Origin of the sequence: Isoptericola sp. NPDC019482, assembly GCF_040632295.1 — a bacterium.
In the GTDB taxonomy this organism is placed as follows: Bacteria; Actinomycetota; Actinomycetes; order Actinomycetales; family Cellulomonadaceae; genus Isoptericola.
Genome location: NZ_JBEYBQ010000004.1, coordinates 15,815 through 41,693 on the forward strand (window position 1 = coordinate 15,815; position 25,879 = coordinate 41,693).

At 74.7% G+C, this 25,879-nt stretch carries 23 protein-coding genes; 13 read left to right on the forward strand and 10 right to left on the reverse strand.

Annotation, left to right across the window (positions count from 1 at the left end; genetic code table 11):
• Positions 1-167 precede the first annotated feature (167 nt).
• Positions 168-2,477, forward strand: coding sequence for an AAA family ATPase (locus ABZ493_RS04430; protein ID WP_430580970.1), 2,310 nt, complete (start codon positions 168-170; stop codon positions 2,475-2,477).
• A gap of 122 nt (positions 2,478-2,599) precedes the next feature.
• Positions 2,600-3,838 (forward strand): phosphoglycerate dehydrogenase, encoded by a 1,239-nt coding sequence (serA, locus tag ABZ493_RS04435; RefSeq protein WP_430580971.1) that lies wholly within the window; start codon positions 2,600-2,602, stop codon positions 3,836-3,838.
• A gap of 77 nt (positions 3,839-3,915) precedes the next feature.
• Here the strand turns inward: serA and ABZ493_RS04440 are convergent, their stop codons facing one another.
• The 3 genes from ABZ493_RS04440 to ABZ493_RS04450 all read right to left on the reverse strand — a co-directional run bounded on the left by ABZ493_RS04440 (position 3,916) and on the right by ABZ493_RS04450 (position 5,145).
• Positions 3,916-4,098, reverse strand: coding sequence for a DUF5302 domain-containing protein (locus ABZ493_RS04440; protein WP_430580972.1), 183 nt, complete (start codon positions 4,096-4,098; stop codon positions 3,916-3,918).
• Positions 4,099-4,221: 123 nt separating this feature from the next.
• Positions 4,222-4,704 carry a transcriptional regulator NrdR gene (gene nrdR, locus ABZ493_RS04445; protein ID WP_430580973.1) on the reverse strand — a complete coding sequence of 161 codons (483 nt, stop codon included), beginning with the start codon at positions 4,702-4,704 and terminating at the stop codon, positions 4,222-4,224.
• A 102-nt stretch (positions 4,705-4,806) separates the two neighbouring features.
• Positions 4,807-5,145 carry a LysM peptidoglycan-binding domain-containing protein gene (locus ABZ493_RS04450; protein WP_430580974.1) on the reverse strand — a complete coding sequence of 113 codons (339 nt, stop codon included), beginning with the start codon at positions 5,143-5,145 and terminating at the stop codon, positions 4,807-4,809.
• Positions 5,146-5,376: 231 nt separating this feature from the next.
• On the opposite strand from ABZ493_RS04450, the gene lexA reads away from it, so the two are divergent.
• Positions 5,377-6,210 (forward strand): transcriptional repressor LexA, encoded by an 834-nt coding sequence (gene lexA / locus ABZ493_RS04455; RefSeq protein ID WP_430580975.1) that lies wholly within the window; start codon positions 5,377-5,379, stop codon positions 6,208-6,210.
• 48 nt (positions 6,211-6,258) lie between these two features.
• On the opposite strand, the gene ABZ493_RS04460 is transcribed toward lexA, so the two are convergent.
• The 3 genes from ABZ493_RS04460 to hflX form a co-directional block, all read right to left on the reverse strand.
• Complete coding sequence (locus tag ABZ493_RS04460) at positions 6,259-7,218, reverse strand: L-lactate dehydrogenase (RefSeq protein WP_430580976.1); 960 nt, start codon at positions 7,216-7,218, stop codon at positions 6,259-6,261.
• 9 nt (positions 7,219-7,227) lie between these two features.
• Positions 7,228-9,297, reverse strand: a complete 2,070-nt coding sequence (locus ABZ493_RS04465) for an ATP-dependent DNA helicase (protein ID WP_430580977.1) — start codon at positions 9,295-9,297, stop codon at positions 7,228-7,230.
• A 94-nt stretch (positions 9,298-9,391) separates the two neighbouring features.
• The gene (hflX, locus tag ABZ493_RS04470) at positions 9,392-10,852 is read right to left on the reverse strand and encodes a GTPase HflX (RefSeq protein WP_430581130.1); all 1,461 of its coding nucleotides are present in this window, start codon (positions 10,850-10,852) and stop codon (positions 9,392-9,394) included.
• Positions 10,853-11,159: 307 nt separating this feature from the next.
• Between hflX and ABZ493_RS04475 the strand changes: the two genes are divergently transcribed.
• Positions 11,160-11,762 (forward strand): methyltransferase, encoded by a 603-nt coding sequence (locus tag ABZ493_RS04475; RefSeq protein ID WP_430580978.1) that lies wholly within the window; start codon positions 11,160-11,162, stop codon positions 11,760-11,762.
• Between the two features lie 23 nt (positions 11,763-11,785).
• On the opposite strand, the gene dapF is transcribed toward ABZ493_RS04475, so the two are convergent.
• On the reverse strand, positions 11,786-12,721 hold the full coding sequence (gene dapF, locus ABZ493_RS04480) for a diaminopimelate epimerase (RefSeq protein ID WP_430580979.1): 936 nt from the start codon (positions 12,719-12,721) through the stop codon (positions 11,786-11,788).
• Complete coding sequence (gene miaA / locus ABZ493_RS04485; protein WP_430580980.1) at positions 12,718-13,791, reverse strand: tRNA (adenosine(37)-N6)-dimethylallyltransferase MiaA; 1,074 nt, start codon at positions 13,789-13,791, stop codon at positions 12,718-12,720. The genes dapF and miaA overlap by 4 nt, the downstream gene beginning before the upstream one ends.
• Before the next feature lie 118 nt (positions 13,792-13,909).
• On the opposite strand from miaA, the gene ABZ493_RS04490 reads away from it, so the two are divergent.
• The 3 genes from ABZ493_RS04490 to ABZ493_RS04500 are packed head-to-tail and all read left to right on the forward strand — an operon-like array spanning position 13,910 to position 18,371.
• On the forward strand, positions 13,910-14,410 hold the full coding sequence (locus ABZ493_RS04490; RefSeq protein ID WP_430580981.1) for a YbjN domain-containing protein: 501 nt from the start codon (positions 13,910-13,912) through the stop codon (positions 14,408-14,410).
• The gene (locus ABZ493_RS04495; protein ID WP_430580982.1) at positions 14,407-16,368 is read left to right on the forward strand and encodes an HSP90 family protein; all 1,962 of its coding nucleotides are present in this window, start codon (positions 14,407-14,409) and stop codon (positions 16,366-16,368) included. The genes ABZ493_RS04490 and ABZ493_RS04495 overlap by 4 nt, the downstream gene beginning before the upstream one ends.
• The gene (locus tag ABZ493_RS04500) at positions 16,365-18,371 is read left to right on the forward strand and encodes a hypothetical protein (protein ID WP_430580983.1); all 2,007 of its coding nucleotides are present in this window, start codon (positions 16,365-16,367) and stop codon (positions 18,369-18,371) included. The genes ABZ493_RS04495 and ABZ493_RS04500 overlap by 4 nt, the downstream gene beginning before the upstream one ends.
• Positions 18,372-18,427: 56 nt before the next feature.
• Here ABZ493_RS04500 and ABZ493_RS04505 read toward each other — a convergent pair whose 3' ends face one another.
• The gene (locus ABZ493_RS04505; protein ID WP_430580984.1) at positions 18,428-19,117 is read right to left on the reverse strand and encodes a hypothetical protein; all 690 of its coding nucleotides are present in this window, start codon (positions 19,115-19,117) and stop codon (positions 18,428-18,430) included.
• Between the two features lie 142 nt (positions 19,118-19,259).
• Between ABZ493_RS04505 and ABZ493_RS04510 the strand changes: the two genes are divergently transcribed.
• Both ABZ493_RS04510 and ABZ493_RS04515 read left to right on the forward strand, forming a co-directional pair.
• A complete protein-coding gene (locus ABZ493_RS04510; RefSeq protein ID WP_430580985.1) occupies positions 19,260-19,835 on the forward strand; it encodes a YbjN domain-containing protein in 576 nt (191 codons plus the stop codon).
• A 113-nt stretch (positions 19,836-19,948) separates the two neighbouring features.
• A complete protein-coding gene (locus tag ABZ493_RS04515) occupies positions 19,949-20,425 on the forward strand; it encodes a YbjN domain-containing protein (RefSeq protein WP_430581131.1) in 477 nt (158 codons plus the stop codon).
• 19 nt (positions 20,426-20,444) lie between these two features.
• Here ABZ493_RS04515 and miaB read toward each other — a convergent pair whose 3' ends face one another.
• Positions 20,445-22,112, reverse strand: a complete 1,668-nt coding sequence (gene miaB / locus ABZ493_RS04520; RefSeq protein ID WP_430580986.1) for a tRNA (N6-isopentenyl adenosine(37)-C2)-methylthiotransferase MiaB — start codon at positions 22,110-22,112, stop codon at positions 20,445-20,447.
• A 235-nt stretch (positions 22,113-22,347) separates the two neighbouring features.
• On the opposite strand from miaB, the gene ABZ493_RS04525 reads away from it, so the two are divergent.
• The 4 genes from ABZ493_RS04525 to ABZ493_RS04540 all read left to right on the forward strand — a co-directional run bounded on the left by ABZ493_RS04525 (position 22,348) and on the right by ABZ493_RS04540 (position 25,869).
• Positions 22,348-23,142 carry an amino acid ABC transporter ATP-binding protein gene (locus ABZ493_RS04525; RefSeq protein ID WP_430580987.1) on the forward strand — a complete coding sequence of 265 codons (795 nt, stop codon included), beginning with the start codon at positions 22,348-22,350 and terminating at the stop codon, positions 23,140-23,142.
• A 128-nt stretch (positions 23,143-23,270) separates the two neighbouring features.
• Complete coding sequence (locus ABZ493_RS04530; RefSeq protein WP_430580988.1) at positions 23,271-24,125, forward strand: glutamate ABC transporter substrate-binding protein; 855 nt, start codon at positions 23,271-23,273, stop codon at positions 24,123-24,125.
• Between the two features lie 125 nt (positions 24,126-24,250).
• Complete coding sequence (locus ABZ493_RS04535) at positions 24,251-24,940, forward strand: amino acid ABC transporter permease (RefSeq protein WP_430580989.1); 690 nt, start codon at positions 24,251-24,253, stop codon at positions 24,938-24,940.
• On the forward strand, positions 24,937-25,869 hold the full coding sequence (locus ABZ493_RS04540) for an amino acid ABC transporter permease (protein WP_430580990.1): 933 nt from the start codon (positions 24,937-24,939) through the stop codon (positions 25,867-25,869). The genes ABZ493_RS04535 and ABZ493_RS04540 overlap by 4 nt, the downstream gene beginning before the upstream one ends.
• The last annotated feature ends 10 nt before the right edge of the window (positions 25,870-25,879 follow it).

A 25,879-nucleotide genomic window follows, 5' to 3' on the forward strand; every position in this document is an offset into this window, starting at 1 on the left:
CCTGATCCTAGCCCCGGCCCTCTGCTCCGGGCAGGTGTCGGAGGCTCGGCGCGTCGCCGCCCGGCGCCGGACGGTGCCCGCAGGCGCCCCCGGCATCTGCAATGATGGTCCGCCGCCAGGGCCGCACCGTCGTGAGAGCGCGGCCCGAAGGACGCTGGGGAGGATGCGTGGCAGGCAGGCAGGACGAGCTGGCACGCGAGCAGGAGGTCGTCGACGGCCTCTACGCCCGACTGGACGAGCTGCGACGCGCGACGCGCGACCGGCTCGCGGAGGTCCGGCGCTCGGGGCCGTCGGGGTCGCCGCAGAACCGGAGCGAGCGGGACGCGTTCGCCACCCTCTACGAGGACCGCGTGGCCCAGCTGGACGCCGTCGAGGACCGGCTCGCGTTCGGTCGCCTCGACCTCGACGACGGCGACACCCGCTACGTGGGCCGGCTCGGGCTCGCCGACGCCGAGCACAGGTCGCTCCTCACGGACTGGCGGGCGCCCGCCGCGACGCCCTTCTACCGGGCCACCGCCCTGCACCCGGCGGGCGTCCGCCGCCGCCGGCACCTCGTGACCACGGGGCGCACGGTCACCGGCCTCGAGGACGAGGTGCTCGACCTCGACGCCCTGGCGGACGGGTCCGACGGCGATGACGGCTCCCTCGCCGCGTCGACGCTCTCCGGCGAGGGCGCGCTCCTCGCCTCGCTGGCAGCGCGCCGCACGGGCCGCATGACCGACATCGTCGCGACGATCCAGTCCGAGCAGGACCGCATCATCCGCGCGGACCTCGCCGGCGCGCTCGTCGTGCAGGGCGGCCCCGGCACCGGCAAGACGGCGGTGGCGCTGCACCGCGCCGCCTACCTCCTGTACGCCCACCGGCGCGTGCTCGAGCGCAGCGGCGTCCTCCTGGTGGGCCCGAGCCGCGCGTTCCTGCGCTATATCGACCAGGTGCTGCCCTCCCTCGGCGAGACGGGCGTCGTCGCGACCACCGTCGGGGAGCTGCTGCCCGGTGTCCGGGCCGACATCGCCGACACCCCCGCCGCCACCGAGATCAAGGGGCGGCTGCTCTGGCGGGACGTCGTGCGCCGCGCCGTGCGCGCCCGCGAGCGCGTCCCGGAGCGCGACGTCCGCTTCCGGCTCGAGGGGTACGACCTCGTGGTGCGCCGCCGGGACGTGCGCGACGCGATCGGCCGCGCGCGCCGGACCCACAAGCCGCACAACGAGGCCCGCGCCGCCTTCGTCCGTGACATGCTCGCGCGCCTCGTGGACCAGTACCGCGCTGCGGCCGACGCCGACCTCGCCCCCGAGGACGTCGCGATGGTCACCGAGGACCTGCGCTCGCACCGGGACGTGCGCGTCGCCCTCAACCTCGCCTGGTTCCCGATCACGCCCGAGAAGCTCGTGGCCGACCTCTTCGCCAAGCCGCACCGGCTCGCGGAGGCGGCGCCCGAGCTGTCCGCGAGCGAGCGGGCGGCGCTGCGGCGCGACCCGGACGCCCCCTGGACCGAGGCCGACGTGCCGCTGCTCGACGAGGCCGCCGAGCTGCTCGGCGAGGACGGCTCCATCGCCCGCGCCGAGGCCCGGGCGCGCGCCGCCGAGCGTGCCGCGGAGCTGGAGTACGCCCGCTCCGTGCTCGAGTCCACCGGCGCGGGCGGAGGCCTGGTCGACGCCGAGACGCTGGCCTCCCGGTTCGAGTCCACGGGGCCGCGGCTGACGACGGCGGAGCGCGCCGCGGAGGACCGCACCTGGACGTACGGCCACGTGGTCGTCGACGAGGCGCAGGAGCTGTCGCCCATGGCGTGGCGGATGCTGGTGCGCCGGGTGCCCACGCGATCCATGACGATCGTCGGGGACGTCGCGCAGACGTCGTCCCCCGCGGGCGCCCGGTCGTGGGCCCGCGCGCTGGACCCGGTGCTCGGCGACTCCTGGCGCCTGGAGGAGCTGACGGTCTCCTACCGCACCCCGGCCGCGGTCGCGGACGCGGCGCAGCGGATGGCGGCCGAGGCCGCGCTCCCGGTGTCGCCCCTCACCGCCGCCCGGCAGGTCGACGGCGCGCTCGAGCTCACCCGGGTCACGCCGTCGGGCCCCGCCCGACCGGTGCTCGTCCAGGAGGTCCTGGACCAGGTCGCCGTGCTGGCGGGCAACTTCGTCGGGACCGACGGCGCGGGCCGCGTGGCCGTGATCGCGTCCGCCGACCAGGTCGACGCGCTGCGCGAGGCCGTGGAGTCCGACCTGCCCGGGGCGTTGGGCGCCGAGGAGGCCGCGCGCCTGCTCGGCCAGCGCCCGGAGGACGCCCAGGTGAGCGTGCTCGACCCGCGCGCGGCCAAGGGGCTGGAGTTCGACGCCGTCGTGCTCGTCGAGCCGGCGGCCGTCGCCGCGGGCCCGGGCGGGGCGTCGGACCTGTACGTCGCGATGACCCGCCCCACCCAGCGGCTCGTCGTCGTGCACGAGCAGGCGTTGCCCGCAGGCGTCGTGGAGCTCGCCGCCGCGTGAGGCACGGTGCGACGTGACACCGGACGTGGCACCGGACATAGCACCGGACATGGCACCGGACGTGGCACCGCAACGGTGAGACGCGTTTGTGGGCGCGGCCCCGCACGGCGCACCATGGCCTCGTGCTGCGAGCCCTCCTTCTCGAGAACGTCCACCCCGTCGCTGCCCAGAATCTTCGTGATGCGGGCATCGAGGTCGTCACGCGCCCCGGCGCGCTCGACGAGTCCGAGCTGATCGAGTCCCTCGCGGACTTCCAGATCCTCGGCATCCGGTCCAAGACCACCGTGTCCCGCAAGGTCCTGGAGAGCGTCCCCGGTCTGCAGGCCGTCGGCACCTTCTCCATCGGCACCAACCAGATCGACCTGGACGCCGCCGCCGCCCACGGCGTCGCCGTCTTCAACGCGCCCTACTCCAACACCCGCTCGGTCGTGGAGCTCGCGATCTCCGAGATCATCGCCCTGACGCGCCGCCTCACCGTGCGCGACAAGGCGTTGCACGACGGCGTCTGGGACAAGACCGCGGAGGGCTCGCACGAGGTGCGCGGCCGCACGCTGGGCATCATCGGGTACGGGAACATCGGCTCCCAGCTCTCGGTGCTCGCCGAGAACCTCGGCATGCGGGTCGTCTTCTACGACACCGCCGAGAAGCTCGCCCTCGGCAACGCGCACCGGGTCGAGACGATCGAGGAGCTGCTCGCCGAGGCCGACGCGGTGACGATCCACGTGGACGGCCGACCGGGCAACGCGGGCCTGTTCGGCGCCGACCTGTTCGCCGGCATGAAGCCCGGCGCGGTCTTCCTCAACCTCTCGCGCGGCTTCGTCGTGGACGTCGAGGCCCTGCGGGAGCACATCCTGTCCGGCCACCTCGGCGGCGCGGCCGTGGACGTCTTCCCGACCGAGCCCAAGAAGCGCGGCGACGGCTTCACCTCTCCCCTGCGCGGGCTGCCGAACGTCATCCTCACGCCGCACGTCGGCGGCTCGACGGAGGAGGCCCAGGAGGCGATCGGCGAGTTCGTGTCCAAGAAGCTGCGGGACTTCGTGGCGACGGGCTCCACGACGCTCTCCGTGAACCTCCCCAACCTCCAGCTCGCCAGCACGGGCGTCGGGCGCATCATGCTCCTGCACCGCAACGTGCCCGGGGTCCTCGCGCGCGTGAACCAGGTCTTCGCCGACCACGGCGCGAACATCGAGGCGCAGATGCTCGCCACGCGCGGCGAGATCGGCTACGTGGTGACCGACATCTCCGACGTCACGCAGCGCGGCGCCTCCGCCAAGCTGCAGGCCATGGACTCGACCATCCGGCTGCGCATCCGCGACGCGTTCGAGCGGCCGGAGTTCCCGCCCGGGCCCGCGGCCGGCTGACCGGCACGACGCCTGCTGCCGACGCACGAAGGGCGGCCCCGGATCCCGGGGCCGCCCTTCGCGGTTCGGTCGGTCGTTCAGCCCGACTTGCGGCGGAACATCTTCTGCACCGGCCCGGACGTCTCGGAACCGTGCACCTGGCCGGTGTTGCCGTCCTTGCCGGCGGTCGGGTGGCTGGCGGCGTTCTTCTTCTCCAGCGCTTCCCGGAAGCGCGCCTTCGTGTCCTCGGTGGGCTTTGCTGCCCTGGAGTCGTCCGTCATCGCGGTCACCTCGTCCGTCGGGGTGGGTGTGCGCGTGCGGTCGACCGCACGGCACCTGGTGCCGTCCAGCATGCCGTGCCCCGCCACGCCCCGCCAGGGCATTTCGCCCGGACCGGGCGCGGCTCAGGCCGTCGTGCCGTGCCCGGCGGTGGCGCGCTCGTCGCGCTCGGCCCGGAGCGAGGTGATCGCCGACTCGAAGTCCTCGAGGGACTCGAACGACTGGTAGACGCTGGCGAACCGCAGGTACGCGACCTCGTCCAGCTCCCGCAGAGGGCCGAGGATCGCCAGCCCCACCTCGTTCGCCTCGATCTCGGGACGACCGGACGCGCGCAGCGTCTCCTCGACCTTCTGGGCGAGGACGGCGAGGTCGTCGGAGCTCACGGGCCGGCCCTGGCAGGCCTTGCGGACCCCGGCCACGACCTTGTCCCGGCTGAACGGCTCGGTCACCCCGGACCGCTTGGCCACCGACAGGCTGGCGGTCTCGATCGTGGTGAACCGGCGCTGGCACGCGGGGCACTGGCGCCGGCGACGGATGGACGCGCCGTCGTCAGAGGTCCGCGAGTCGACGACTCGTGAGTCCGCGTGGCGGCAGAACGGGCAGTGCATCGCTGGTCTCCTGCGCTCGGCTCCGGACCGGCGCCCGGCTGCCCGACAAGGTAAGCGGCGGGCGACCGTCCGCGCAAGCAGGATCCTCTCGGCCGCGTGCCGTCAGTCGAGCGGGAGCACCACGACCTGCCCGGTCTGGAGCTCCGCCGACGTCAGCCCGTTGAGGTCACGAAGCTCGGCCACCACGTCGCGCAGGTCTTCGCCGGTGTCCCGCACCTGCTGCGCGTACTGCCAGAGCGTGTCGCCCGGCGCCACCGTCTGGAGCCGCACCTCGACGCCCGCACCTGGGGACTCCGCCACGGCGCGCTGGCCGACCAGCCCGGCGCCGACGAGCACCAGGAGGACGAGCGCCGCGACCACCGCCCGGCCCCGACGGGTGAGCCTGAGGCCCCCGAGCCCGAGGAACCCGTGAGCATCGCTCGTGCTGCGCGCGTCTTGCATCGTCCTGCCTCCGTCCACGTGGTGCCGTCCGTCGAACACTCGTTCGTCGAACACCTGTACGTCGAACTGCTGTACTAGGTGTACCACGTCGGGGCGACACGGTCGAGGCCTGATCGAACAGATGTTTGATGTCGGACGGGAACTGGCCTAGAGTGGCGGCAGCGCGATGGAAGGTTTGTCGGATTTCATCGGCCCGCCCGCGGGCCGCGCCCCTGGAGGACGGAGTACGCGATGACCAGCGGACGGGACCAGGCCCCGGCGTCCACGACGACGGCGACGTCATGGGCGACCCAGGACGAGACCCCCGAGGACGCGGCCGTGCCGGTGACGGCAGCCGGCACCTCGACGACCGCGCTGGCGTCGGTGAGCGAGCTCTCGCCGTCGTCCGACCGGCTCACGCCGCGCCAGCGGCGCGTGCTCGAGACCATCCGCAGCTCGGTCGAGGCGCGTGGCTACCCGCCCACCATGCGTGAGATCGGCGAGGCCGTCGGCCTGGCGAGCCCCTCCTCCGTCAAGCACCAGCTCACCACGCTCGAGCGCAAGGGCTACCTGCGCCGCGACCCCAACCGGCCCCGCGCGATCGAGGTCGTCGACCCCGAGGCGCCCGCGACCGTCGAGTCCGCGGGCGGCGACGGGGCGCCCGGCTTCGTCGCGGGGTCGCTCGCCGCGTCCGACGCGCAGCCGGCCCAGGCGCCGTCCTACGTCCCGCTGGTCGGCCGCATCGCCGCCGGCGGGCCCATCCTCGCCGAGCAGGTCGTCGAGGACGTCTTCCCGCTCCCCCGGCAGGTCGTCGGCGACGGCGACCTGTTCCTGCTCAAGGTCGCCGGCGACTCGATGGTCGACGCCGCCATCTGCGACGGCGACTGGGTCGTCGTGCGCAGCCAGCCCGTCGCGGAGAACGGCGAGGTCGTCGCCGCGATGATCGACGGCGAGGCCACGGTCAAGACGTTCAAGCAGGCCGACGGGCACACCTGGCTGCTGCCGCAGAACGCCGCCTACTCCCCCATCCAGGGCGACGAGGCACAGGTGCTCGGCCGGGTCGTGGCCGTGCTGCGCAGCCTCTGATCTGGCACGGCCCGCCCGGTGGGCCGCGCCAGGTCGTGACGGGTCGGGTCAGAAGCCGAGCCGGTGCTGCACGGCCCGCATGCTCTCGGCCGACGCGCGCAGGCCGGCGATCTCGTCGTCCGACAGCGGCGTGTCGATCGTCTCGGCCACGCCTCGTCGGCCGACGAGGGACGGCACCGACAGGCAGACGTCGCTGATGCCGTAGAAGTCGTCGAGGCGCGAGGACACGTTCATCACGCGGTGCTCGTCGTTGAGGACCGCCTCGATGATCCGGGTCGCCGCCAGGCCGACCGCGTAGTTGGTCGCCCCCTTGCCTGCGATGACCCGGTAGGCGGACTCGACGACGTCGGTCGCGATGCGCTCCCGGGCGGGGGTGTCGAGCGCCGGGTGGCCCCGGAAGGGCCGCCAGTCCAGCAGGGGCACGCCGGCGATCGTGGCCGAGCTCCACAGCACGATCTCGGAGTCGCCGTGCTCGCCCGCGATGCTCGCGTGCACGTTGCCCACGGCGACCCCGCAGTGGCGGGCCAGCGCGTCGCGCAGCCGCGACGAGTCGAGGACGGTGCCGCTGCCGAACACCCGGCCCCGCGGCAGGCCGCTGATCTCCTGGGCGGCGTACGTGACGACGTCCACGGGGTTGGTGACCATGAGGAACACTGCGTCGGGGGCCACCTCGAGGAGGCCCGGCAGGATCGACCGCGTGAGGCCGACGGTCGCCTCGGCCAGGTCGAGGCGGCTCTGTCCCGGCTTCTGCTTGGCCCCCGCCGTCACCGCGACGATGTCGGCGCCGCGGCACACCTCGACGTCGTCGGACCCGTCGATCTCGGCCTGGGGGATGAACATGCCCCCGTGCCGGAGGTCGAGCACCTCGGCCTCCACCTTCGCGCGGTTGACGTCCAGAAGCGCGACGGACCGGGCCGCTCCCCGGGCCAGCGCCGCGTACGCGAGGGTGGAACCCACTGCGCCCGCTCCGACGATCGCGAGCTTGGTCGTCCTGCGTGTCTCGTCCACGGCCACACGCTATGTGTCGAGCCGCCGGAGCGCAGCGCGGACGAGGTCCCCGTCGGTGGTCGGCCAGAAGTCCGGCATGGAGCGGGTGAGGAAGGAGCCGTAGCGGGCGGTCGCGAGCCGGGGGTCGAGGACGGCGACGACGCCGCGGTCCTCCCCCGTGCGCACGAGCCTGCCGGCGCCCTGCGCCAGCAGCAGGGCGGCGTGCGTGGCAGAGACCTGCATGAACCCGTTGCCGCCTGCCTGCTCCACGGAGCGGGCGCGGGCCGCCTTCACCGGGTCGTCCGGACGGGGGAACGGGATCCGGTCCACGAGCACCAGCTGGCAGCTCGGCCCCGGGACGTCCACGCCCTGCCACAGGGAGAGCGTGCCGAACAGGCAGGTCGCCGGGTCGTCGGCGAACGCCTTGACGAGCGTCGGAAGCTGGTCGTCGCCCTGGCACAGCACGGGCACGTCCAGCCGCTCGCGCATCGCCTCCGCCGCGGCCTGGGCCGCCCGGCGGGAGGAGAACAGCCCGAGGGTCCGCCCTCCGGCGGCCTCGATCAGTCCGGCGATCTCGTCGAGCTGGGCGTCCGTGGTCGGCTCCCGCCCCGGCGCGGGCAGGTGCCGCGCGACGTAGAGGATTCCCTGGCGCGGGTAGTCGAAGGGGCTGCCGACGTCCAGCCCGGACCAGTCCGCCGTCTCGTCGGAACCACCCGAGCCGGCGAGGCCGAGCGACCGCGCCACCGGGTCGAACGTGCCGCCGAGCGTGAGGGTGGCCGACGTGAACACACCGGTCGCCTCGCCCAGCAGGTGGGCGCGGATGAGCCCCGCCACCGCCAGCGGCGCGGCGTGCAGGCGCGTGACGCCGTCACCGGCCCACGGCGCGTTCTCCGGCGGGCGCGAGCACCACAGCACGTCCGCCGTCGTGTCCTCGGCCGCCATCCGCTCCGCGACCTCGAAGAGCTGCAGGACGGCGGACTGCGCCATCTTCATGCCGGCGTCCGGCGCCTCCTGGCCCTTGGCCCCGCCCTGAGGCTTGAGCCGCGTGAGGAGCTCGCGCGCGGCGTCCCGCACGGCGCCCACGGCGGCGCGCAGCTCGTCCGGGAGGCCGAGCGGGAACCGCTCCGCGGGCGCGGTGGCGAGCAGGCTGCCCAGCCGCTGGGAGGCGGCGTCGAGCGCCTCGGTCTCGGTGCCGCCGTGCCGGCGCGCGAGGCGGGCCGCGTGCTCCACCACCGTCAGCGACAGGTCGACGGTGGCGGCGGCCGTCACCCGCTCGGCCAGCTCGTGCGCCTCGTCGACGACGACGGCGTCGTGCTCGGGCAGGACGCCCGGGTTCCCGGAGACGGCGATGCCGAGCATGGCGTGGTTGGTGACGACGACGTCGGCGTCGCGTGCCGCGGCGCGGGCCCGCTCGGGGAAGCACTCCGCGAGGAGCGGGCAACGCTGGCCGAGGCACTCCAGGGCGGTCACGGACACCTGGCGCCAGGCCTTGTCGGGGACGCCGGGCACGAGGTCGTCCCGGTCTCCGGTGTCGGTCTCGTCGGCCCAGGAGTGCAGGCGGCGCACGTGGTCGGCCAGCGTCGCGGTGTCGTCCGCCCGCCCGCCGCGCCGGGGAGGCCCGGGCGGGCCCGGAGGCGCCGGGTGCTGCTCGGCTCCCGCCCCCTCGCCGGGTCCGGGGTCGGCGGGCAGGTCGAAGAGCGTCGCGCCCTCGACCGGGTAGCCGCCGGTCACCTTGTGCTTGCACAGGTAGTTGTGCCAGCCCTTGAGGAGGGCCACCTTGGGCGCGCGGGGCAGCTTCGGCCCCACGGTCTCGGCGACCAGCGGCAGGTCGCGCGTCACCACCTGGCGCTGCAGGGCGAGCGTGGCGGTGGAGACGATGACCCGCTTGCCGTCGACGACCGCGTGCCGCACGGCCGGGACGAGGTAGGCGAGCGACTTGCCGGTCCCCGTACCCGCCTGGACCAGGAGGTGCCGGCCGTCGTCGACCGCCTCCGCCACGGCCTCGGCCATGCGGCGCTGGCCCTCCCGGCGTCCACCGCCGAGGGCCCCCACCGCCAGGTCGAGGAGCTGCGGGGCGTCGGGGGCGTCGGCGGAGGTCACCCGTCGATCCTAGGGCGCGTCACCGACCCTCCCCGGCGTCCGCCCACAGCCCGCTCCGGCGGCGACCCGCCGGCGCACGGCGCCGCCACGGGCGTCAGCCCGCGACAGCGGCCGCCTTGAGGTCGGCCGCGAGCGCCTCGTCCACGCGACCGCGCAGACGGGTGCCCTCGGCGAGGTGCTCCTCTGCCACGTTGCCTCCCGCCTCGTGCACGCGGTGCACCAGGTCGCCGCGGGAGTACGGGACGACCAGGTCGATCTCGACGTGCGGCTGCGGCAGCTCGGCCGCGATGAGCTCCCGCAGCTCGGCCATGCCCTCGCCGGAGTGCGCGGACACGACGACGCTGCGCCGCTCGCGGCGCTGCACCCGGCCGACCACGGCCGGGTCGGCGACGTCGGCCTTGTTGAGCACGACGACCTCGGGCACGTCCGCGATCCCGGGGATCTCGGCGAGCACCTCGCGCACCGCCGCGATCTGGCCCTCGGGGTCCGGGTGGGAGACGTCGACCACGTGCAGCAGCAGCGCGGCGTCGCCCACCTCCTCCAGCGTGGACCGGAACGCCTCGACGAGCTGGTGCGGCAGGTGCCGCACGAACCCGACGGTGTCCGTGAAGGTGTACGGCCGGCCGTCCTCCGTGCGGGCCTTGCGGACGGTCGGGTCCAGCGTGGCGAACAGGGCGTTCTCGACGAGGACGCCCGCGTCGGTGAGCGCGTTCAGCAGCGACGACTTGCCCGCATTCGTGTAGCCGGCGATCGCCACGTTCGGCACGCCGTGCCGCTTGCGGTCCAGACGCTTGGTCTCGCGGCCCGGCGCCATGGCCGCGATCTCGCGGCGCAGCTTGGCCATCCGGTTGCGGATCCGGCGGCGGTCCAGCTCGATCTTCGTCTCGCCGGGGCCGCGGGAGCCCATGCCGGCGCCCTGGCCGCCCACCTGGCCACCGGCCTGGCGGGACATCGAGTCGCCCCAGCCGCGCAGGCGCGGCAGCAGGTACTCGAGCTGGGCGAGCTCGACCTGGGCCTTGCCCTCCCGCGACTTGGCGTGCTGGGCGAAGATGTCGAGGATCAGCGCGGTGCGGTCGACCACCTTGACCTTGACGATGTCCTCCAGCGCGCGGCGCTGGGAGGGAGCCAGCTCGGTGTCGGCGACGACGGTGTCCGCGCCGACGGACGCGACGACCTCCGCCAGCTCAGCCGCCTTGCCGGACCCGAGGTACGTGCCCGGGTCGGGCTTCTGGCGACGCTGCAGCAGCCCGTCGAGGACCTGCGAGCCGGCGGTCTCGGCGAGCGCGGCGAGCTCGCGCAGCGAGACCTCGGCCTCGCGCGCCGCGGCCTCGCCGCCGGAGTACAGGCCGACGAGCACCACGCGCTCCAGGCGGAGCTGGCGGTACTCGACCTCGGTGACGTCCTCGAGCTCGGTGGACAGCCCGGCGACGCGGCGCAGGGAGATGCGCTCCTCGAGGTCGAGCTGGTCACCGTCGTGGGAGGTGTGCACCGTGGCGCCCTCGGACCGCGCCGTCCCGGCCCGTGCGAGCACCCGGGCGACGACGTCCTGCGCGATCGCCTGGGCGTCGCGCTCGGCCTCGCGGCGCGCGTCCGCCGAGGTCTCGGCGCCGGCGCCCCCGGCGGTCTCGTCGGCCTGCGGGGTGTCGGGGTTGGTCGGGGTGTGGGTCAAGGTGTGCCTCTCGGGTCGGGGTCGGCGGTCCGGCCGCCGTAGGAGTACAACAAGGGTCCCACGCGAGATCGTCCCGGCGGAGAGTTTTTCCCTGGGCGGACAGCGGGCGGACGGCGGGCCGACGGCGGGAGGGACGGTGCGGAGGGACGGTGCGGAGGACGACGGCGCGGCGGGCGCGACCTAGGATCGCCGGGTGAGCGAGGAGCCCGACCACTACTTCACCGCACAGCCGGCCTCGGCCGCCGAGCGCCGTCGCGCCGTCGTGGAGCTCGCCGGCCGGGAGGTCGAGGTGGACGTCGCCTCCGGCGTCTTCTCCCCCGGCGGCGTCGACAAGGGGACCCGCGTGCTGCTGCGCGAGGTGCCGGCCCCGCCCGCCGAGGGCGACCTGCTCGACCTCGGCTGCGGCTGGGGGCCGATCGCGCTCTCGATGGCGCTCGCGTCCCCTGGCGCCACCGTGTGGGCCGTGGACGTCAACGAGCGCGCCCTCGACCTGCTGCGCTCGACGGCGGCGCGCCTCGGGCTGGAGAACGTGCGCGCCGTGCGCGCCGAGGAGGTGCCGGACGACGTGCGGTTCGCCGCGATCTGGTCGAACCCGCCGATCCGGGTCGGGAAGGCGGTGCTGCACGACCTGCTGCGCGCCTGGCTCCCCCGGCTCGCGGCAGGGAGCGAGGCGTGGCTGGTGGTGCAGAAGAACCTGGGCTCGGACTCGCTCGCGCGCTGGATCGAGGGCGAGCTGGGCCGCGGCGTCGAGCGCACGGCGTCGTCCAAGGGATTCCGCGTGCTCCGGGTCGACTGACGCCGGCGCGTCGAGCGCCCCGGTCAGAGCTCCGCGAGCTCCGTCTCGCCGCTGAACACCAGCTCCGCCGGGCCGGCGAGCTCCACGTGCCCGCCGTCGAGCAGGCGGACGCGGACCAGGCCTCCGGGCACCTCGACCTCCCACACGTCCGGCACCGGGCCCTCGGCGCCCGCCGCAGCCCACGTCCGGACCGCGAGCGCCGCGGCGCACGCCCCGGTGCCGCAGGACTGCGTCTCGCCCACGCCGCGCTCGTGCACGCGCATCCGCACGTGCCCGACCGCCCGCCCGTCGGGGTCCACCGTCTCGGCGAGCGGGACCACCAGCTCGACGTTCGTCCCCTCGGGGGGCAGCGGGTCGACCTCGGGCGCCCGCGTCAGGTCGGCCTCCGCCAGCTCCGACGCCCGTGCGAGGGCGACCACCGTGTGCGGGTTGCCCATGTCCACCCTCAGCGCAGGGCGCGGTGCGTCCCAGCCGTGCACCAGCACGGCGGCATCGGCGCCGCGGGCCGCGGCCTCCTCTCCGCCGGGCAGGGCCCACGGGCCCATGTCGACCGCGTACCAGCCGCCGGGCTCCTTGCGGACCCGGCGCACGCCGGCACGGGTGCCGAGCGCGAGCTCCTGCCCGTCGTCGAGGTCCGCGAGGCCGAGCTGCTCGGCGAACGCGGTGAAGACGCGCACGCCGTTCCCGCACATCTGCGCGACGGAGCCGTCGGCGTTGCGGTAGTCCATGAACCAGATCGCGGCGGGCTCCTCGGCGAGCACCCGGTCGGCGACGGCCTCGCCCGCGCGGGCGACGGCCGCGGTGGGCGCGAGCCGGATGACGCCGTCGCCACCGATGCCGGCGCGCCGGTCGGCCAGGCGCCGCACCTGGTCGGGGGTCAGCTCGAGATCGCCCCGGGTGTCGGCCAGCAGCACGAAGTCGTTCTGGGTGCCGTGACCCTTGGTGAAGCGCAGCGTCATGAGCCCAGACTACGGCGCACGGGCGCGATCCCCGGCTCGGGCAGCCGCCCCGCGTCGGCGGCGCGCACCGCCGCGAGCGCCTCGTCGAGCAGGTCGGGCGAGCCCGCGTCGAGCCAGCGCACGCGCGGGTCCCGGCCGAACCAGCCCATCTGCTTGCGCGCCAGGCGGCGCGTGTTCGCGACGATCGCCTCGCGCGCGGCGTCGAGCGTGAGGTCCCCCCGCCAGCAGGCGAGCAGCTCGGCATAGCCGACCGCGCGGGCCGCCGTCGTGCCCAGGCCCGCGCCCGTGCCGCCCTGTTCCGGGGAGGCGAGCGACCGCACCTCGTCGACGAGGCCTTCCTCCCACATCCGGTCCACCCGCCCCGCCACGCGCGCGTCGAGCGCCTCGCGGTCGCAGTCGAGCCCGATCTGGACGGTCGGGCGGACGTGCTCCTGGCGGGGCAGGTTGGCGGTGTACGGGCGGCCGGTGAGCTCGATGACCTCGAGCGCGCGGACGATCCGGCGCGTGTTGTGCGGCCCGATCGACGCCGCGGCGTCGGGGTCGAGACGGGCGAGCTCGTCGTGCAGCGCCCGCCGTCCCTCCTGCTCGGCGCGGTCCTCGAGGCGCGCCCGCACGACCGGGTCCGTGCCGGGGAAGTCCAGGTGGTCGAGCAGCGCGCGCACGTACAGGCCGGAGCCCCCGACGACGACTGCCCGCGCCCCGCGCCCCGCGATCGCGTCCAGGTCGGCGCGCGCCGCGCTCTGGTACCGCGCCACGGACGCGTCCTCGCGCGGGTCCAGGACGTCGAGCTGGTGGTGCGCGACCCCGCGCCGCTCGGCGACCGGTACCTTCGCCGTCCCGACGTCCATGCCGCGGTAGAGCTGGAACGCGTCCGCGTTGACGATCTCGGCGTCGGCGGTCCCCCGCAGGACGTCGTGCGCACCGGCTCCGGACGGCGACAGGGCCCGCGCCAGGTCGAGCGCCAGGTCCGACTTGCCCGTCGCCGTCGGACCGACGACGGCGACGACCACGGCGGCGGGGCCCGGGGAGGGTGCCGGGATGGGTGCCGGGGTGGGTGATGGTGCGCTCACGCGCACGACCCTAGCCCGCCGCCGCCGGCCTGTCGGACGTGCTCGTTAGAGTGTCCTTCGCCACCCCACGATGCCCGGATAGCACGCGCGCGCCGGGATCCCGGACAGACGAGGACCCATGGCCTTCTTCACCAAGCCCACCGACACGGCGCCCGCCGCCCCCGCTCCGCTCTCCCAGGACCGCCTCGCGGCGTTGATGACGCGCCGCGAGTGGTACTTCGGGATCGACGACGACGGCGACCTCGGCGGGGTCTGGGACGAGAACACCTTCTACTTCCTGCTCGTGGGCGAGCCGCAGGGGATCCTGCAGATCCGGGGCCGGTGGAGCCGCACGATCCCGGTCTCCGAGCTCGGGCCGCTGACCGCGCTCCTCAACGAGTGGAACGTCGGGCGCATCTGGCCGAAGGTCTTCGCCCGCCCGGAGGACGACGGGTCGGGCGTGGTGGTGTTCGCGGAGGTGGCCACCGACCTGCGCAGCGGGGTGAACGACGAGCAGCTCGAGCGCATCGTCGACTGCGGGCTCGCCACCGGCCTGTCGTTCTTCGAGATGCTGGACGAGCGCTACCCGGCGGCAGAGACCGACGCCGAGGCCGGGGCCGCGGCGGGCGACGCCCGGTGACCAGCGGCACCGACGCCTTCCAGGTCGACCTGCGCGGCCTGGTCGAGCTGCTGAGCCGGCACCTGTACTCCAGCCCGCGCGTCTACCTGCGCGAGCTGCTGCAGAACGGCGTCGACGCGATCACCGCGCGCCGCGCCCTGGACGCCGGCGCTCCCGCGCGCGTCCTGCTCCGCCCGCTCGACGACGGCGGTCTCGAGGTGCACGACACGGGCGTCGGGCTCACCGTCGACGAGGCCCGCGACCTGCTGGCCACCATCGGGCGCAGCTCGAAGCGCGACGCCGACCCGCTCGCCGGCGCGCTCGGCGCGGGCTTCGGGGGCGGGCGGGCGGAGTTCCTCGGCCAGTTCGGGATCGGCCTGCTGTCGGCGTTCATGGTGGCCGACGAGATCGACCTCGTGTCCCGCTCGGCGCGCGACCCGCAGGCGCCGCCGGTGCGCTGGCGCGGGTTCGCCGACGGCCGGTACGAGCTCACGGAGCTCGACCCCGCCGACCCGGGCGCGCCCGCCGGGCCCGGCAGCATCGTGCGGCTGCGCCCGCTGCGGGACGCCGAGCACTGGCTCGAGCCCGACACGGTGGCGGCCCTCGCGTCCGACTTCGGCGGGCTGCTGCCCGTGGACGTGTCGGTCGAGGTGCGTCTCGAGGACGGCGGATCGGTGCGGCGTCGCCTCAGCGGCGGCGAGCTGCCCTGGCGGGCGACGTTCGCGGACGACGCCGAGCGCGCGCGGGCCCTGGCGGGGTACTGCGAGCGCACCCTCGGCTTCACGCCCTTGGCGCACATCGACCTCGACCTGCCGGTCGCGGGCCTCACCGGCGTCGCGTTCGTGCTCCCCGCCGCCGTGGCTCCCACGACGGCGGCGCACCACCGGGTGTCGCTCAAGCGCATGCTGCTCGGCACGGGCGTCGAGAGCCTCCTGCCCGAGTGGGCGTTCTTCGTCCGCTGCGTCGTCGACACGTCGGCCCTACGGCCGACGGCGTCGCGCGAGGGCCTGTTCGAGGACGACGTCCTCTTCGCCACCCGCGAGGCCCTCGGCGAGCGGGTGCGCGCCTGGACCCTCGAGACGCTGGCCGAGCCGTCGCCGCTGGCGCGGTCCTTCCTGGCCACGCACCACCTCGCCGTCCGCGCCCTGGCGGTGCAGGACGACGCGATGCTCGACCTGGCCGCCCGGGTGCTGCCGTTCGAGACGACCCTCGGCACGCGCACCCTCGCCGACCTGGCCGAGCCCGTGGACGGCGAGGCGCCCGCGCGGGTGCTGTGGACCACGAGCGTCGAGGAGTACCGGCGGGTGGCCGCGGTCGCCGCCGCCCAGGGGCTCCCGGTGCTCAACGCCGGGTACGTCTACGACGCCGACCTGCTGGCGCGCGTCGCGCGGCGTCGGCCGCGGTGGCACCTCGCGCCCGTCGCGCCCGGGGACCTCGAAGCCGTGCTGGGCGAGGTGGCACCCCTGCGCGAGCTCGAGGTCACCGACGCGCTCGCCGCGCTGGGCGACGACCTCGCCGACCAGGACTGCGACGTGCAGCTGCGCGTCTTCTCCCCCGCCGAGGTGCCGGCCATGCTGCTCACCGACCGGGACGGGGAGCACGCGCGCCAGGCCCGCGACGCGGCCGCGCCGGTCGGGGACGCCACCGACGTGTGGGGCGCGGTGCTGGCCGGCCTGGCCGGCCCGGCCCGCGCCCGCCGGCTCGTGCTGAACGACGCCAACCCGACGGTGCGGGCGCTGCTCGCCGCCGGCGACGCGCCCGTCCGTGCCGCCGGCGCGCGCTCGTTGTACGTCACCGCGCTGCTCGCCTCCGGCCGGCCGCTGGCCGGCGCCGAGGCGGGCCTGCTCGACGACGCCCTGCGCACGCTGCTCGAGCGCGCTCTGCCCGCCCCCCGTACGACCGACCCCCGTACCGCCGAGCCCCGTACAGCCGAGCCCGGGACTCCCGCCGGGCGAGAGACCGAGGACGACGCCCGATGACCCGCACCCTGGACGAGGCGAACCGCGCCGTCTCGACGATCATGAGCATGCCGTACGGCGTCGCGCGCAGCGCCGCCGCGGAGCAGGAGGTCGCCCGCATCACGACGGAGGGGCCGGACGAGGCCCGCGCCTACGCCCTGTTCACGCTGGTGGACTCCTACACCTCCACCCCCGAGGCGGAGAAGGCGTTCCTGCCCTTCACCCAGCTGCTGCGGTGGTGGGACGAGCACCCCGAGCTGTTCGACGGCAGCGACACGCACTCGCTGTTCTGGTCGTTCAAGTGGATGGTCGGCCTGCTCGCCCGCTTCCCCGCCGTGCCCACCGCACAGCTCGACGCGACGCTCGACGACATGGAGCGCCGGTACGCGCTCGCCGGGAACGGGACCAGCGCGGTGGCCGGCGAGCGGTTCGCCTGGCTGCGCGCCCAGGGCGCCCCCGGCACCGAGGAGGCCTATCGCACCTGGATCACCACGCCACGGGACTCGTTCTCCGACTGCGGCGCCTGCCTGCCTGCCGGCCAGGCGGAGTACCTCGCGGAGACGGGCCGCGTGCGGGAGGCGGCCGACGTCGTGAGCGCCGCCGTCGCGTCGGGCGCCACCTGCGGCGACGAGCCCGCGGGGATGGAGTCCCTGCTCGAGCTGCTGCTGCTGGACCTGGGGGACGCCGCGGGCGCCGCCGCGGTGCACCGCAGCGCGATGAGCCACCTCGAGGCCGCGGTCTCGAAGGAGATCGCCGTGTCCCGCCACGTGGAGTTCCTCGCCCGCACCGGGCACGCGGACCGCGCACTGCGTCTCCTGCACGCCTACCCCGACCACCTCACGGTGTCCGACTCGCCGGGCGAGCGGCTCGCCGTCCTCACCCACGTCGCGGTCGCCACGGGCGCGCTGTGCGAGACGCACGGCGACACGCCCGTCTCGCTCGCGGGCGTCCCCGCGCGCACGGTCGCCGAGCTCGACGCCTGGGCCCGCGCCGAGCTCGCGCCGATCGCCCGCGCCTTCGACGCCCGGCACGGCACGGACCGCCACGCCCGTCTGCTCGACGCCGCGTGGGCGCGACAGGCCAAGCGCCTGCCCGTCGAGCTCGGCGTGCTCGCCGCCGCCGAGCGAGCCGCCGCCGGCGCCGCCGCGTCGGACGCGACCGCGCCGGGCACGGCCCCCGGGGCCGTGCCCCTGTCCCTCGCGGGGTCGGACGCCTCCTCCCCGGCCGGGGTCGACCTCTCCGGGCTGACGGACGACGGCCCGGACACCGACCCGGTCGCGGCCGCCCTCGTGCGGGCGGAGGTCGAGCCGGACCCCGTCGAGGCCTCCGCGGCCTACCTCACGGCCGCCCGCCTGGCCGAGGAGGCCGGCCGTCTCGAGGACGCGGGCTTCGCCCTGGCGGAGGCCGCGCAGGTGGCCGCCCTCCTGGGCGACGACGAGGGCGCCGTGCCCGCGTTCCTGCGGGCCGTCGGCCTGCTCCGGGCCGCGGGCACGGACCCCGCCTACGTCGGCCCCGTCGTGCGCGCCGCCGCCGCGGTCCAGGCCCGTACCGGCGACGTCGAGCCCGCCCTCACGGCCGTCGAGCGGGTGCTGGGCGATCTCGCGCGGCCGGCGGGCGACGCCCCCGCCGCGCCGACCCCCGCGTCGACCGAAGAGCTCGGCGCCCGCCGCGCCGCGTTCGTCGCCGCCGAGCAGCGGCAGCTGCGGGACGTGCGGGCGCGCCTCGTCGCGACGGCCGGACAGCACGCCGAGGCGGCACGACAGGCGGAGGCCGTGGCCGAGGAGTTCGGCCGGGCGGGCCTACCCTTCGACGCCGCGCACGCGTTCTGGCTCGCGGGCAGCGCGCTGCGGGCCGCAGGCGACGCGGCCGCGGCCGTCGACCCGCTGCGGGCCGCCCTCGAGGGCCTCGCGGCAGCGGGCGCGCCGGCGGACCTGGCGACCGTCGCCGACCACCTGGTCGACACCCTGCGGGGCCTGGGCCGCACCGAGGAGGCGGACGCCGTCGCCGCGTCGCTCGTCCCCTGACGCACAGGCGCGACCCGCGCCGGCCCTTCGTCGGCCGGCTCGGTCGGCCGGGCCGGTCAGCCGGCGACGCCCTCGGCGACCCCGTAGGACGCCGGAAGGTGCTCGTGACCGCCCGGGACGGTCGTGACACGCCAGGACCACCGACCCGGTGCGACGGCGGCACCCAGGAGGGCCGACACTGCCGGGGCGAGGAGCACCGGGTCGGCCGCACGGTCGCCGGGCGCAGGGTCGGGGACCGCGGCGGCGCCGGGTGTCCCGGGCGGGGCGCCGCCCGCGACGACGACCGCGGCGGCGCGGCTCAGCGCGGCGACGCCGTCGGCCGGTGGTTCGACGGCGTCGGACACCTCGAGGACGGCGAAGGGCGAGGCGTCCACGCCCGCCCGCAGCAGCGCGCCCCGCAGCGCGACGAGCGCCACCGAGGCAGGCAGGTGCGCGGCCGGGACGAGCGCCCCGTGGGCTCGCGGCCATGCGACGACGTCAGGCACCCAGCGGTCGACGACGCCCGCCCCGGCGAGGGACGGCCGCCGGAGGCCGAAGCCGCCCGCCGCGCCGCGAGGCACCGGAGCCAGCACGACGAGAGGTGCGTCACGGCCACCGTCCGCGGAGGACGCCGCCACGGCCGCGGCCACGAGACGGTCGAGCGCCGCGTCGACGACGCGCCGCACGTCGCCGAGGCGGTCGGCGCCCCCGCCGGCACCGGGCACGAGCAGGGACGTTCCGGGCAGGACGACGGCGCGGGCTGGCACGCGACCAACCTACCCGCGCCGCAGCCCGGGGCCGGCTCGTGGACGGCTCGGCCGCGGCAACCGGGCTCCGGGCCCGCCCGCGACGCCGCCCGCGCCTGGACGCGCGAGGCCCTCCGTGGGCGCCGACGTGTAGCGTGGACGGGTGAGGTTCTTCGGTTCACGCCGGGCAAGCAAGATCCGGCCGACCTCCGCCGGCCGGGAGGACGAGCTCGTGGGCGACCTTCGGGACGACGAGCTCCACGACCGGATCGAGGGTCTGCTCGCCGATGAGGTCGGCGGCGACGACGCGATGGCCCCGCTGTCGCGCGACCGCGTCACGGACTGGCTGGAACGGTCCGGGTTCTCCTACTTCGTCGACTCCGACGGTGACGTGGGTGGCCTGTGGCACGGCTGGTTGTTCTACTTCCTCGTGCTGGGCGAGCGGTCGGAGGTGCTCCAGGTGCGCGGCCAGTGGCACCGCGACCTCAGCATCGACCGGCTCGGGGAGATCCTCGAGGTCTGCAACGAGTGGAACGCCGAGCGGATCTGGCCCAAGACGTACGTCCGCGTGCGGGACGACGGCTCCGTCGTCGTGTGCGCGGAGGTCACGGTGGACGTCGGCAGCGCGGTGGGCGAGGCCCAGCTCGACCAGCTGTTGCAGTGCGGCCTCAGCACGGGGTCGATGTTCTTCGAGCACCTCGACACCACGTTCCGCGACCCGCTGCGGGACGCGTCGTGAGCGCCCCGGGCCGGTCCGCCGGCGTCGGCCGTCGCCTGCTCGGCGGTGTCCGGCGTGCCGCGGACGCGGTCGGCCGCGTCGTCCAGGAGGCCGTGCAGGATGCGGGCGCGCGCGTGGCCGCACGGGCGGACCGCCCGGCGGGCCGCGCACGCGGCACCGTGCCGAGGCCGCTTTCGCGCACCCGCGTGGCCGACGACCTGACCCGCCGCGGCTACCGGTTCCGCACTGACGACGACGGCGACGTCACGGGGACCTGGGACGGCAACCGGTTCTGGTTCCTGCTGCTCGGCGACCACGACGAGATCCTGCAGGTGCGGGGCCGCTGGGCCGGGACCGTGCCCGAGGGCGCCCGCCTCGCGGTGCTCCAGGCCGTGAACGACTGGAACCGCGAACGGGTGTGGCCCAAGGTGTACGCACGGCCGGAGGGCGAGGGGCTCGCGCTCTACGCCGAGGTGTCCGCGGACTTCGAGCACGGCGCGACGGACGAGCAGCTCGCCGCCACCGTGTCCTGCGGGCTCGTCACCTCGTCGCAGTTCTTCAGCACCGTGGGCGCGATGACGCCGGGCGGTCCGGGGCTCGACGACTCCTGAGCCGCCGCCGCGCGCCGGGTCAGCCCCGCAGCGACGGCATCCCGAGCACGACCGGGCCCGAGGAGGGCGCCGCCCCGCCGTGGGAGTGCTCGTCCTCGCCCCCGCCGAGCCGCGCCGTCTCCCGCTGCGCCCACGCGTCGCCCGAACGCGTCCGGCGCACGGCGTACGCGCCGCCGTCGAGCACCGCGTCCGCGACGAGGAAGTGCGGCGCCGACCGCGTGACGCCCACGGTCACGACGTCCCCCGGGCGCGGCAGGCGAGGGTCCAGGGCCACGGCGTCCGCGAGGCGCGGGTCGTCGAGGGACGTGGGCGCGCCGGCAAGGCGCTCGGCCCCTGCGGCCACCTGAGAATCGATGTCGCCGAGCAGGTCGGCGGGCAGCGCGAGGTGCACGAGGCGGTTGTCGGGGGCGCGGCCGGACAGCCGATGGGTGGCGCCGTCCTTCTTGCCCGCCCCCTCGGAGACGAGGACGTCGAGCGTGCGGCCGACCTGGCGCGCGGCCTCCTCGCCGGCGATGCGCTCCTGCAGGGCCATCAGTCGCTCGAACCGCTCCTGCACGACCTCCTTGGGCAGCTGCTCGTCCATGGTCGCGGCCGGGGTCCCGGGGCGCGGCGAGTACTGGAACATGAACGCCGAGCTGAACCGCGAGGCCTCCACGACGCGCAGCGTCTCGCGGAAGTCCTCCTCGGTCTCGCCCGGGAAGCCCACGATGATGTCGGTGGTGATCGCGGCGTCCGGCATCGCGGCCCGCACGCGGTCGAGGATCCCGAGGAACTTCGCCGACCGGTACGAGCGGCGCATGGCGCGCAGCACGCGGTCGGAGCCCGACTGCAGCGGCATGTGCAGGCTGGGCATGACGTTCGGCGTCTCGGCCATGGCGTCGATGACGTCGTCGGTGAACGCGGCGGGGTGCGGGGAGGTGAAGCGGACCCGCTCGAGCCCCTCGATGGTGCCGCAGGCGCGCAGCAGCTTCGCGAACGCGCCGCGGTCGCCGAACTCGACGCCGTAGCTGTTGACGTTCTGGCCCAGCAGCGTCACCTCGACCGCGCCGGCGGCCACGAGCGCCTCCACCTCGGCCAGGACCTCCCCCGGACGGCGGTCGCGCTCCTTGCCGCGCAGGTGCGGCACGATGCAGAACGTGCAGGTGTTGTTGCAGCCCACGGAGATCGACACCCAGCCCGCGTAGACGGACTCGCGCCGCGTCGGCAGCGTGGACGGGAAGACCTGCAGCGACTCCGCGATCTCCACCTGGGCCTCGGCGTTGTGCCGCGCACGCTCGAGGAGCACGGGCAGGGCGTCGAGGTTGTGCGTGCCGAAGACGACGTCCACCCACGGGGCCTTGGACACGATCTCGCCGCGGTCCTTCTGCGCGAGGCAGCCGCCCACGGCGATCTGCATCCCGGGCCGGTCCGCCTTGATCCCGGCGAGCTGCCCGAGGTTGCCGTAGAGCCGCGTCGCGGCGTTCTCACGCACGGCGCAGGTGTTGATCACGACGACGTCGGCGCGGCTCGCCGCCTCGTCCTCTGCGGCGGCGCGCGAGTATCCGGCCTGCTCGAGCATGCCGGCCATGTGCTCCGAGTCGTGCACGTTCATCTGGCAGCCCAGGGTGCGCACGAGATAGGTGCGCTGGCCGGACGGCGCGTCCGTGGGACGGGCCGACACGGCGGGGCTCTGCGTGGTACTGGACATCGCATCTAGGGTACGGTGCCGGACGGCCGGGCCCCGACGAGGCGACCCACCCCATCGCTCGACAGCGCTGCTCGACGACGCCACCCCGCGACGTCCGAGGCACGACGCGCGAGCCGGGCGGTCGCCGCCGCCGGGACTCGGACCACGCGCACGGCGCGTGCACTGTTACTGAACCGTTGCGGAACCGGACAACCCGGTGCTGGTCGCGGAAACACCGAGTGGATAGGTTCGAGAGATGGATCACGGCGATGCGACCACGACGACCGACCCTGCCGAGGCGTCGGCCTCCCTCGGTGCCCCGCTCGTCGAGCTGAAGAACGTCAACAAGCACTTCGGCGAGCTGCACGTCCTGCAGGACATCGACCTCACCGTGCGCCGGGGCGAGGTGCTCGTGGTCATCGGCCCGTCCGGCTCTGGGAAGTCGACCCTGTGCCGGGCGATCAACCGGCTCGAGACGATCGACTCCGGGGAGATCCACATCGACGGTCAGCCCCTGCCCGAGGAGGGCAAGGCCCTCGCGAAGCTGCGGGCCGACGTCGGCATGGTGTTCCAGGCGTTCAACCTCTTCGCGCACAAGACGATCCTGGAGAACGTCACGCTCGGGCCGGTCAAGGTCCGCAAGGAGCGCTCGGGTGCCGCGAAGGAGCGCGCCCTCGAGCTGCTCGACCGGGTCGGGGTGAAGAACCAGGCCCAGAAGATGCCCGCCCAGCTCTCGGGCGGGCAGCAGCAGCGTGTCGCGATCGCCCGGGCCCTGGCGATGAAGCCCAAGGTGATGCTGTTCGACGAGCCCACCTCGGCGCTCGACCCGGAGATGATCAACGAGGTCCTCGACGTCATGGTCGCGCTCGCGAAGGAGGGCATGACGATGATCGTCGTGACGCACGAGATGGGCTTCGCCCGCAAAGCCGCGAACCGCGTCGTCTTCATGGCGGACGGCCAGATCGTCGAGGAGGCCACCCCCGAGGAGTTCTTCACCGCGCCGAAGAGCGACCGCGCCAAGGACTTCCTGTCGAAGATCCTCTCCCACTGACCGCCCACGACCTGACCCACCCAAGACCACAGCCACGCAAGGGCGGGAACCCCCGCCGGCCGCGCGGTCCGGGACCTGACATCGGCGTCCCCGGCCCGTCCGGGCGACCACAACGAAGGGTAAGAACGATGCGCACACGACACGCAGGGGCCGCCACGCTCGCCGCACTGACCGCTCTCACGCTCGCCGCATGCGGCGGCGGTGAGGTCGGCGGTGATGGCGGCGAGGAGACCGGGGGCTCCGGGGGCGGCGACACCATCAAGATCGGCATCAAGTTCGACCAGCCGGGCCTGGGCTACCAGGACGGCAGCGAGTACACGGGCTTCGACACCGACGTCGCCCGCTACGTGGCGGAGAAGCTCGGCTACTCCGAGGACCAGATCGAGTGGGTCGAGGCGCCGTCGGCCAACCGCGAGACGATGCTGCAGACCGGCCAGGTCGACATGATCTTCGCGACCTACTCCATCACCGACGAGCGCAAGGAGCAGGTCGCGTTCGCCGGCCCGTACTTCATCGCCGGCCAGGACCTCCTCGTCGCCGAGGACAACACCGACATCACCGGCCCCGAGACGCTCGAGGGCAAGAACCTCTGCTCGGTGACCGGCTCCACGTCGGCGCAGCGCATCAAGGACGAGTACGCCGAGGGCGTGCAGCTCGTCGAGCGTCCGGGCTACGCCGAGTGCGTCACCGCGCTCACGGCCGGCCAGGTCGACGCCGTGACGACCGACGACATCATCCTCGCCGGCCTCGCCGCGCAGGACGCCAACAAGGGCAAGGTGAAGGTCGTCGGCGCCCCGTTCTCCGAGGAGAACTACGGCGTCGGGCTGCCGCAGGACAACGACACCTGCGAGGACATCAACGCCGCGATCACGGAGATGATCGAGGACGGGTCGTGGGAGGAGGCCGTGACCTCGAACACCGAGGGCACCGGCTACACGCCGAACGCCGACCTCAACCCGCCGACGCCGGACGCCTGCGCCTGACGAGGTCGTCCGACCGCCCGATCGGCACGAGGGGGGCGGCGCCGCCGCGCCGCCCCCCTCGTTCGTCGACACTCGTCCGTCCACCGCGGTTCCCGCCGCACCACCCCCCGGGAGGCTGACACACCGTGGGTGACTTCCTGTCCCAGTTCGGCGCCCTGTTCGCCGAGTACCCCGTCGTGAGCGCGTTCTGGGTCAACATCCAGCTGACGTTCTGGGCCGCGATCGGCTCCCTGATCCTCGGCACGATCCTGGCCCTCATGCGGATCTCGCCCATCGCGAGCCTGCAGTGGGCCGGCGCGGCGTACGTGAACATCCTGCGCAACACGCCGCTCACCGTCATCATGACGTTCCTGTTCCTGGCGGTCTGGACGCAGCTGCAGATCACGTTGTCCGACGACTTCGCGCAGAACTTCTTCCGGTTCGGCGTGATCGGCCTGACCGTGTACCACGCGGCGTTCGTGTGCGAGGCGATCCGCTCGGGCGTCAACACCGTGCCGCTGGGCCAGGCGGAGGCCGCCCGCGCGATCGGCCTGTCGTTCCTGCCCGCCGCCCGACTGATCATCCTGCCGCAGGCGTTCCGCGGCGCGATCGCGCCCCTCGGCAACACCCTGATCGCGCTGCTCAAGAACTCGACGGTCGCCGTGGCGGTGAGCGTCTCCACGGAGACCTCGACCCTCATGCGGGAGATGATCGAGAGCAACGCGAACTACATCTACGCGATCTTCATGATCTTCGCGATCGGCTTCGCGGTGCTCGTGATCCCCATCGGCCTGCTCACCACCTACCTCTCCAACCGACTGGCGGTGCGCCGATGAGCTCTCAGCAGTCCGTCCTCTTCGACGCCCCGGGGCCCCGCGCCCGGCGGTGGATCGTGCTCGGCAACGTCCTGGGCGCGCTCGTCGTGCTGGGCATCGCAGCGCTCGTCGTGGTGCAGCTCGCCGCCAAGGGTCAGTTCGCCGCGGCACTGTGGGAGCCGATCTTCACGTCCAGCGCCTGGCAGAACTACTTCATCCCCGGCCTGCAGAACACGCTGCGGGCCGCCGGGTACGCGATCGTGGGCGCCGTTATCTTCGGGCTCGTCTTCGGCTCCGGGCGGCTCGCGCGCGTCCGGGCCGTCCGCTGGCTCAGCGGCGTGGTCGTGGAGTTCTTCCGCGCCGTGCCGGTACTGCTCATGATGGTCTTCTTCTGGCTGCTGTTCGGGTTCAACCGGATCAGCGACGACCCCGCGTTCCTTGCCGTCGTGATTGCCCTCATCCTCTACAACGGCTCCGTCATCGCGGAGCTGGTGCGGGCGGGCGTCGGCAACCTGCCGAAGGGACAGTCCGAAGCCGGCCTCGCCGTCGGGCTCACCGGCGGGCAGGTGCTGCGATCGATCCAGCTCCCCCAGGCCCTCATCGCGATGCTCCCCGCCCTCGTGTCGCAGCTGGTGGTCGTGCTCAAGGACACCGCGCTCGGCCAGATCATCACCTACAACGAGCTGCTGCGCGCGGCGCAGATCTTCGGCAACGGCAACAGCAACAACCTCCAGACACTGACCGTCGCGGCACTGATCTTCATCGTCATCAACTGGGCGCTGACCGCCGTGGCCCGCTGGCTGTCGCGGTACCTCAGCGGTCGGACCGCCGGTCAGACGGCGGCCGGACCGGGCATCGGCAACCCCGTGGCGATCGCGGGGAAGGGCCCCGGTGCGCCCCCGGTCACCGCCGGCGACCCCGGCGGCGGTGGAGGCGGCAGCGTCCTCTGACCTGCACGGC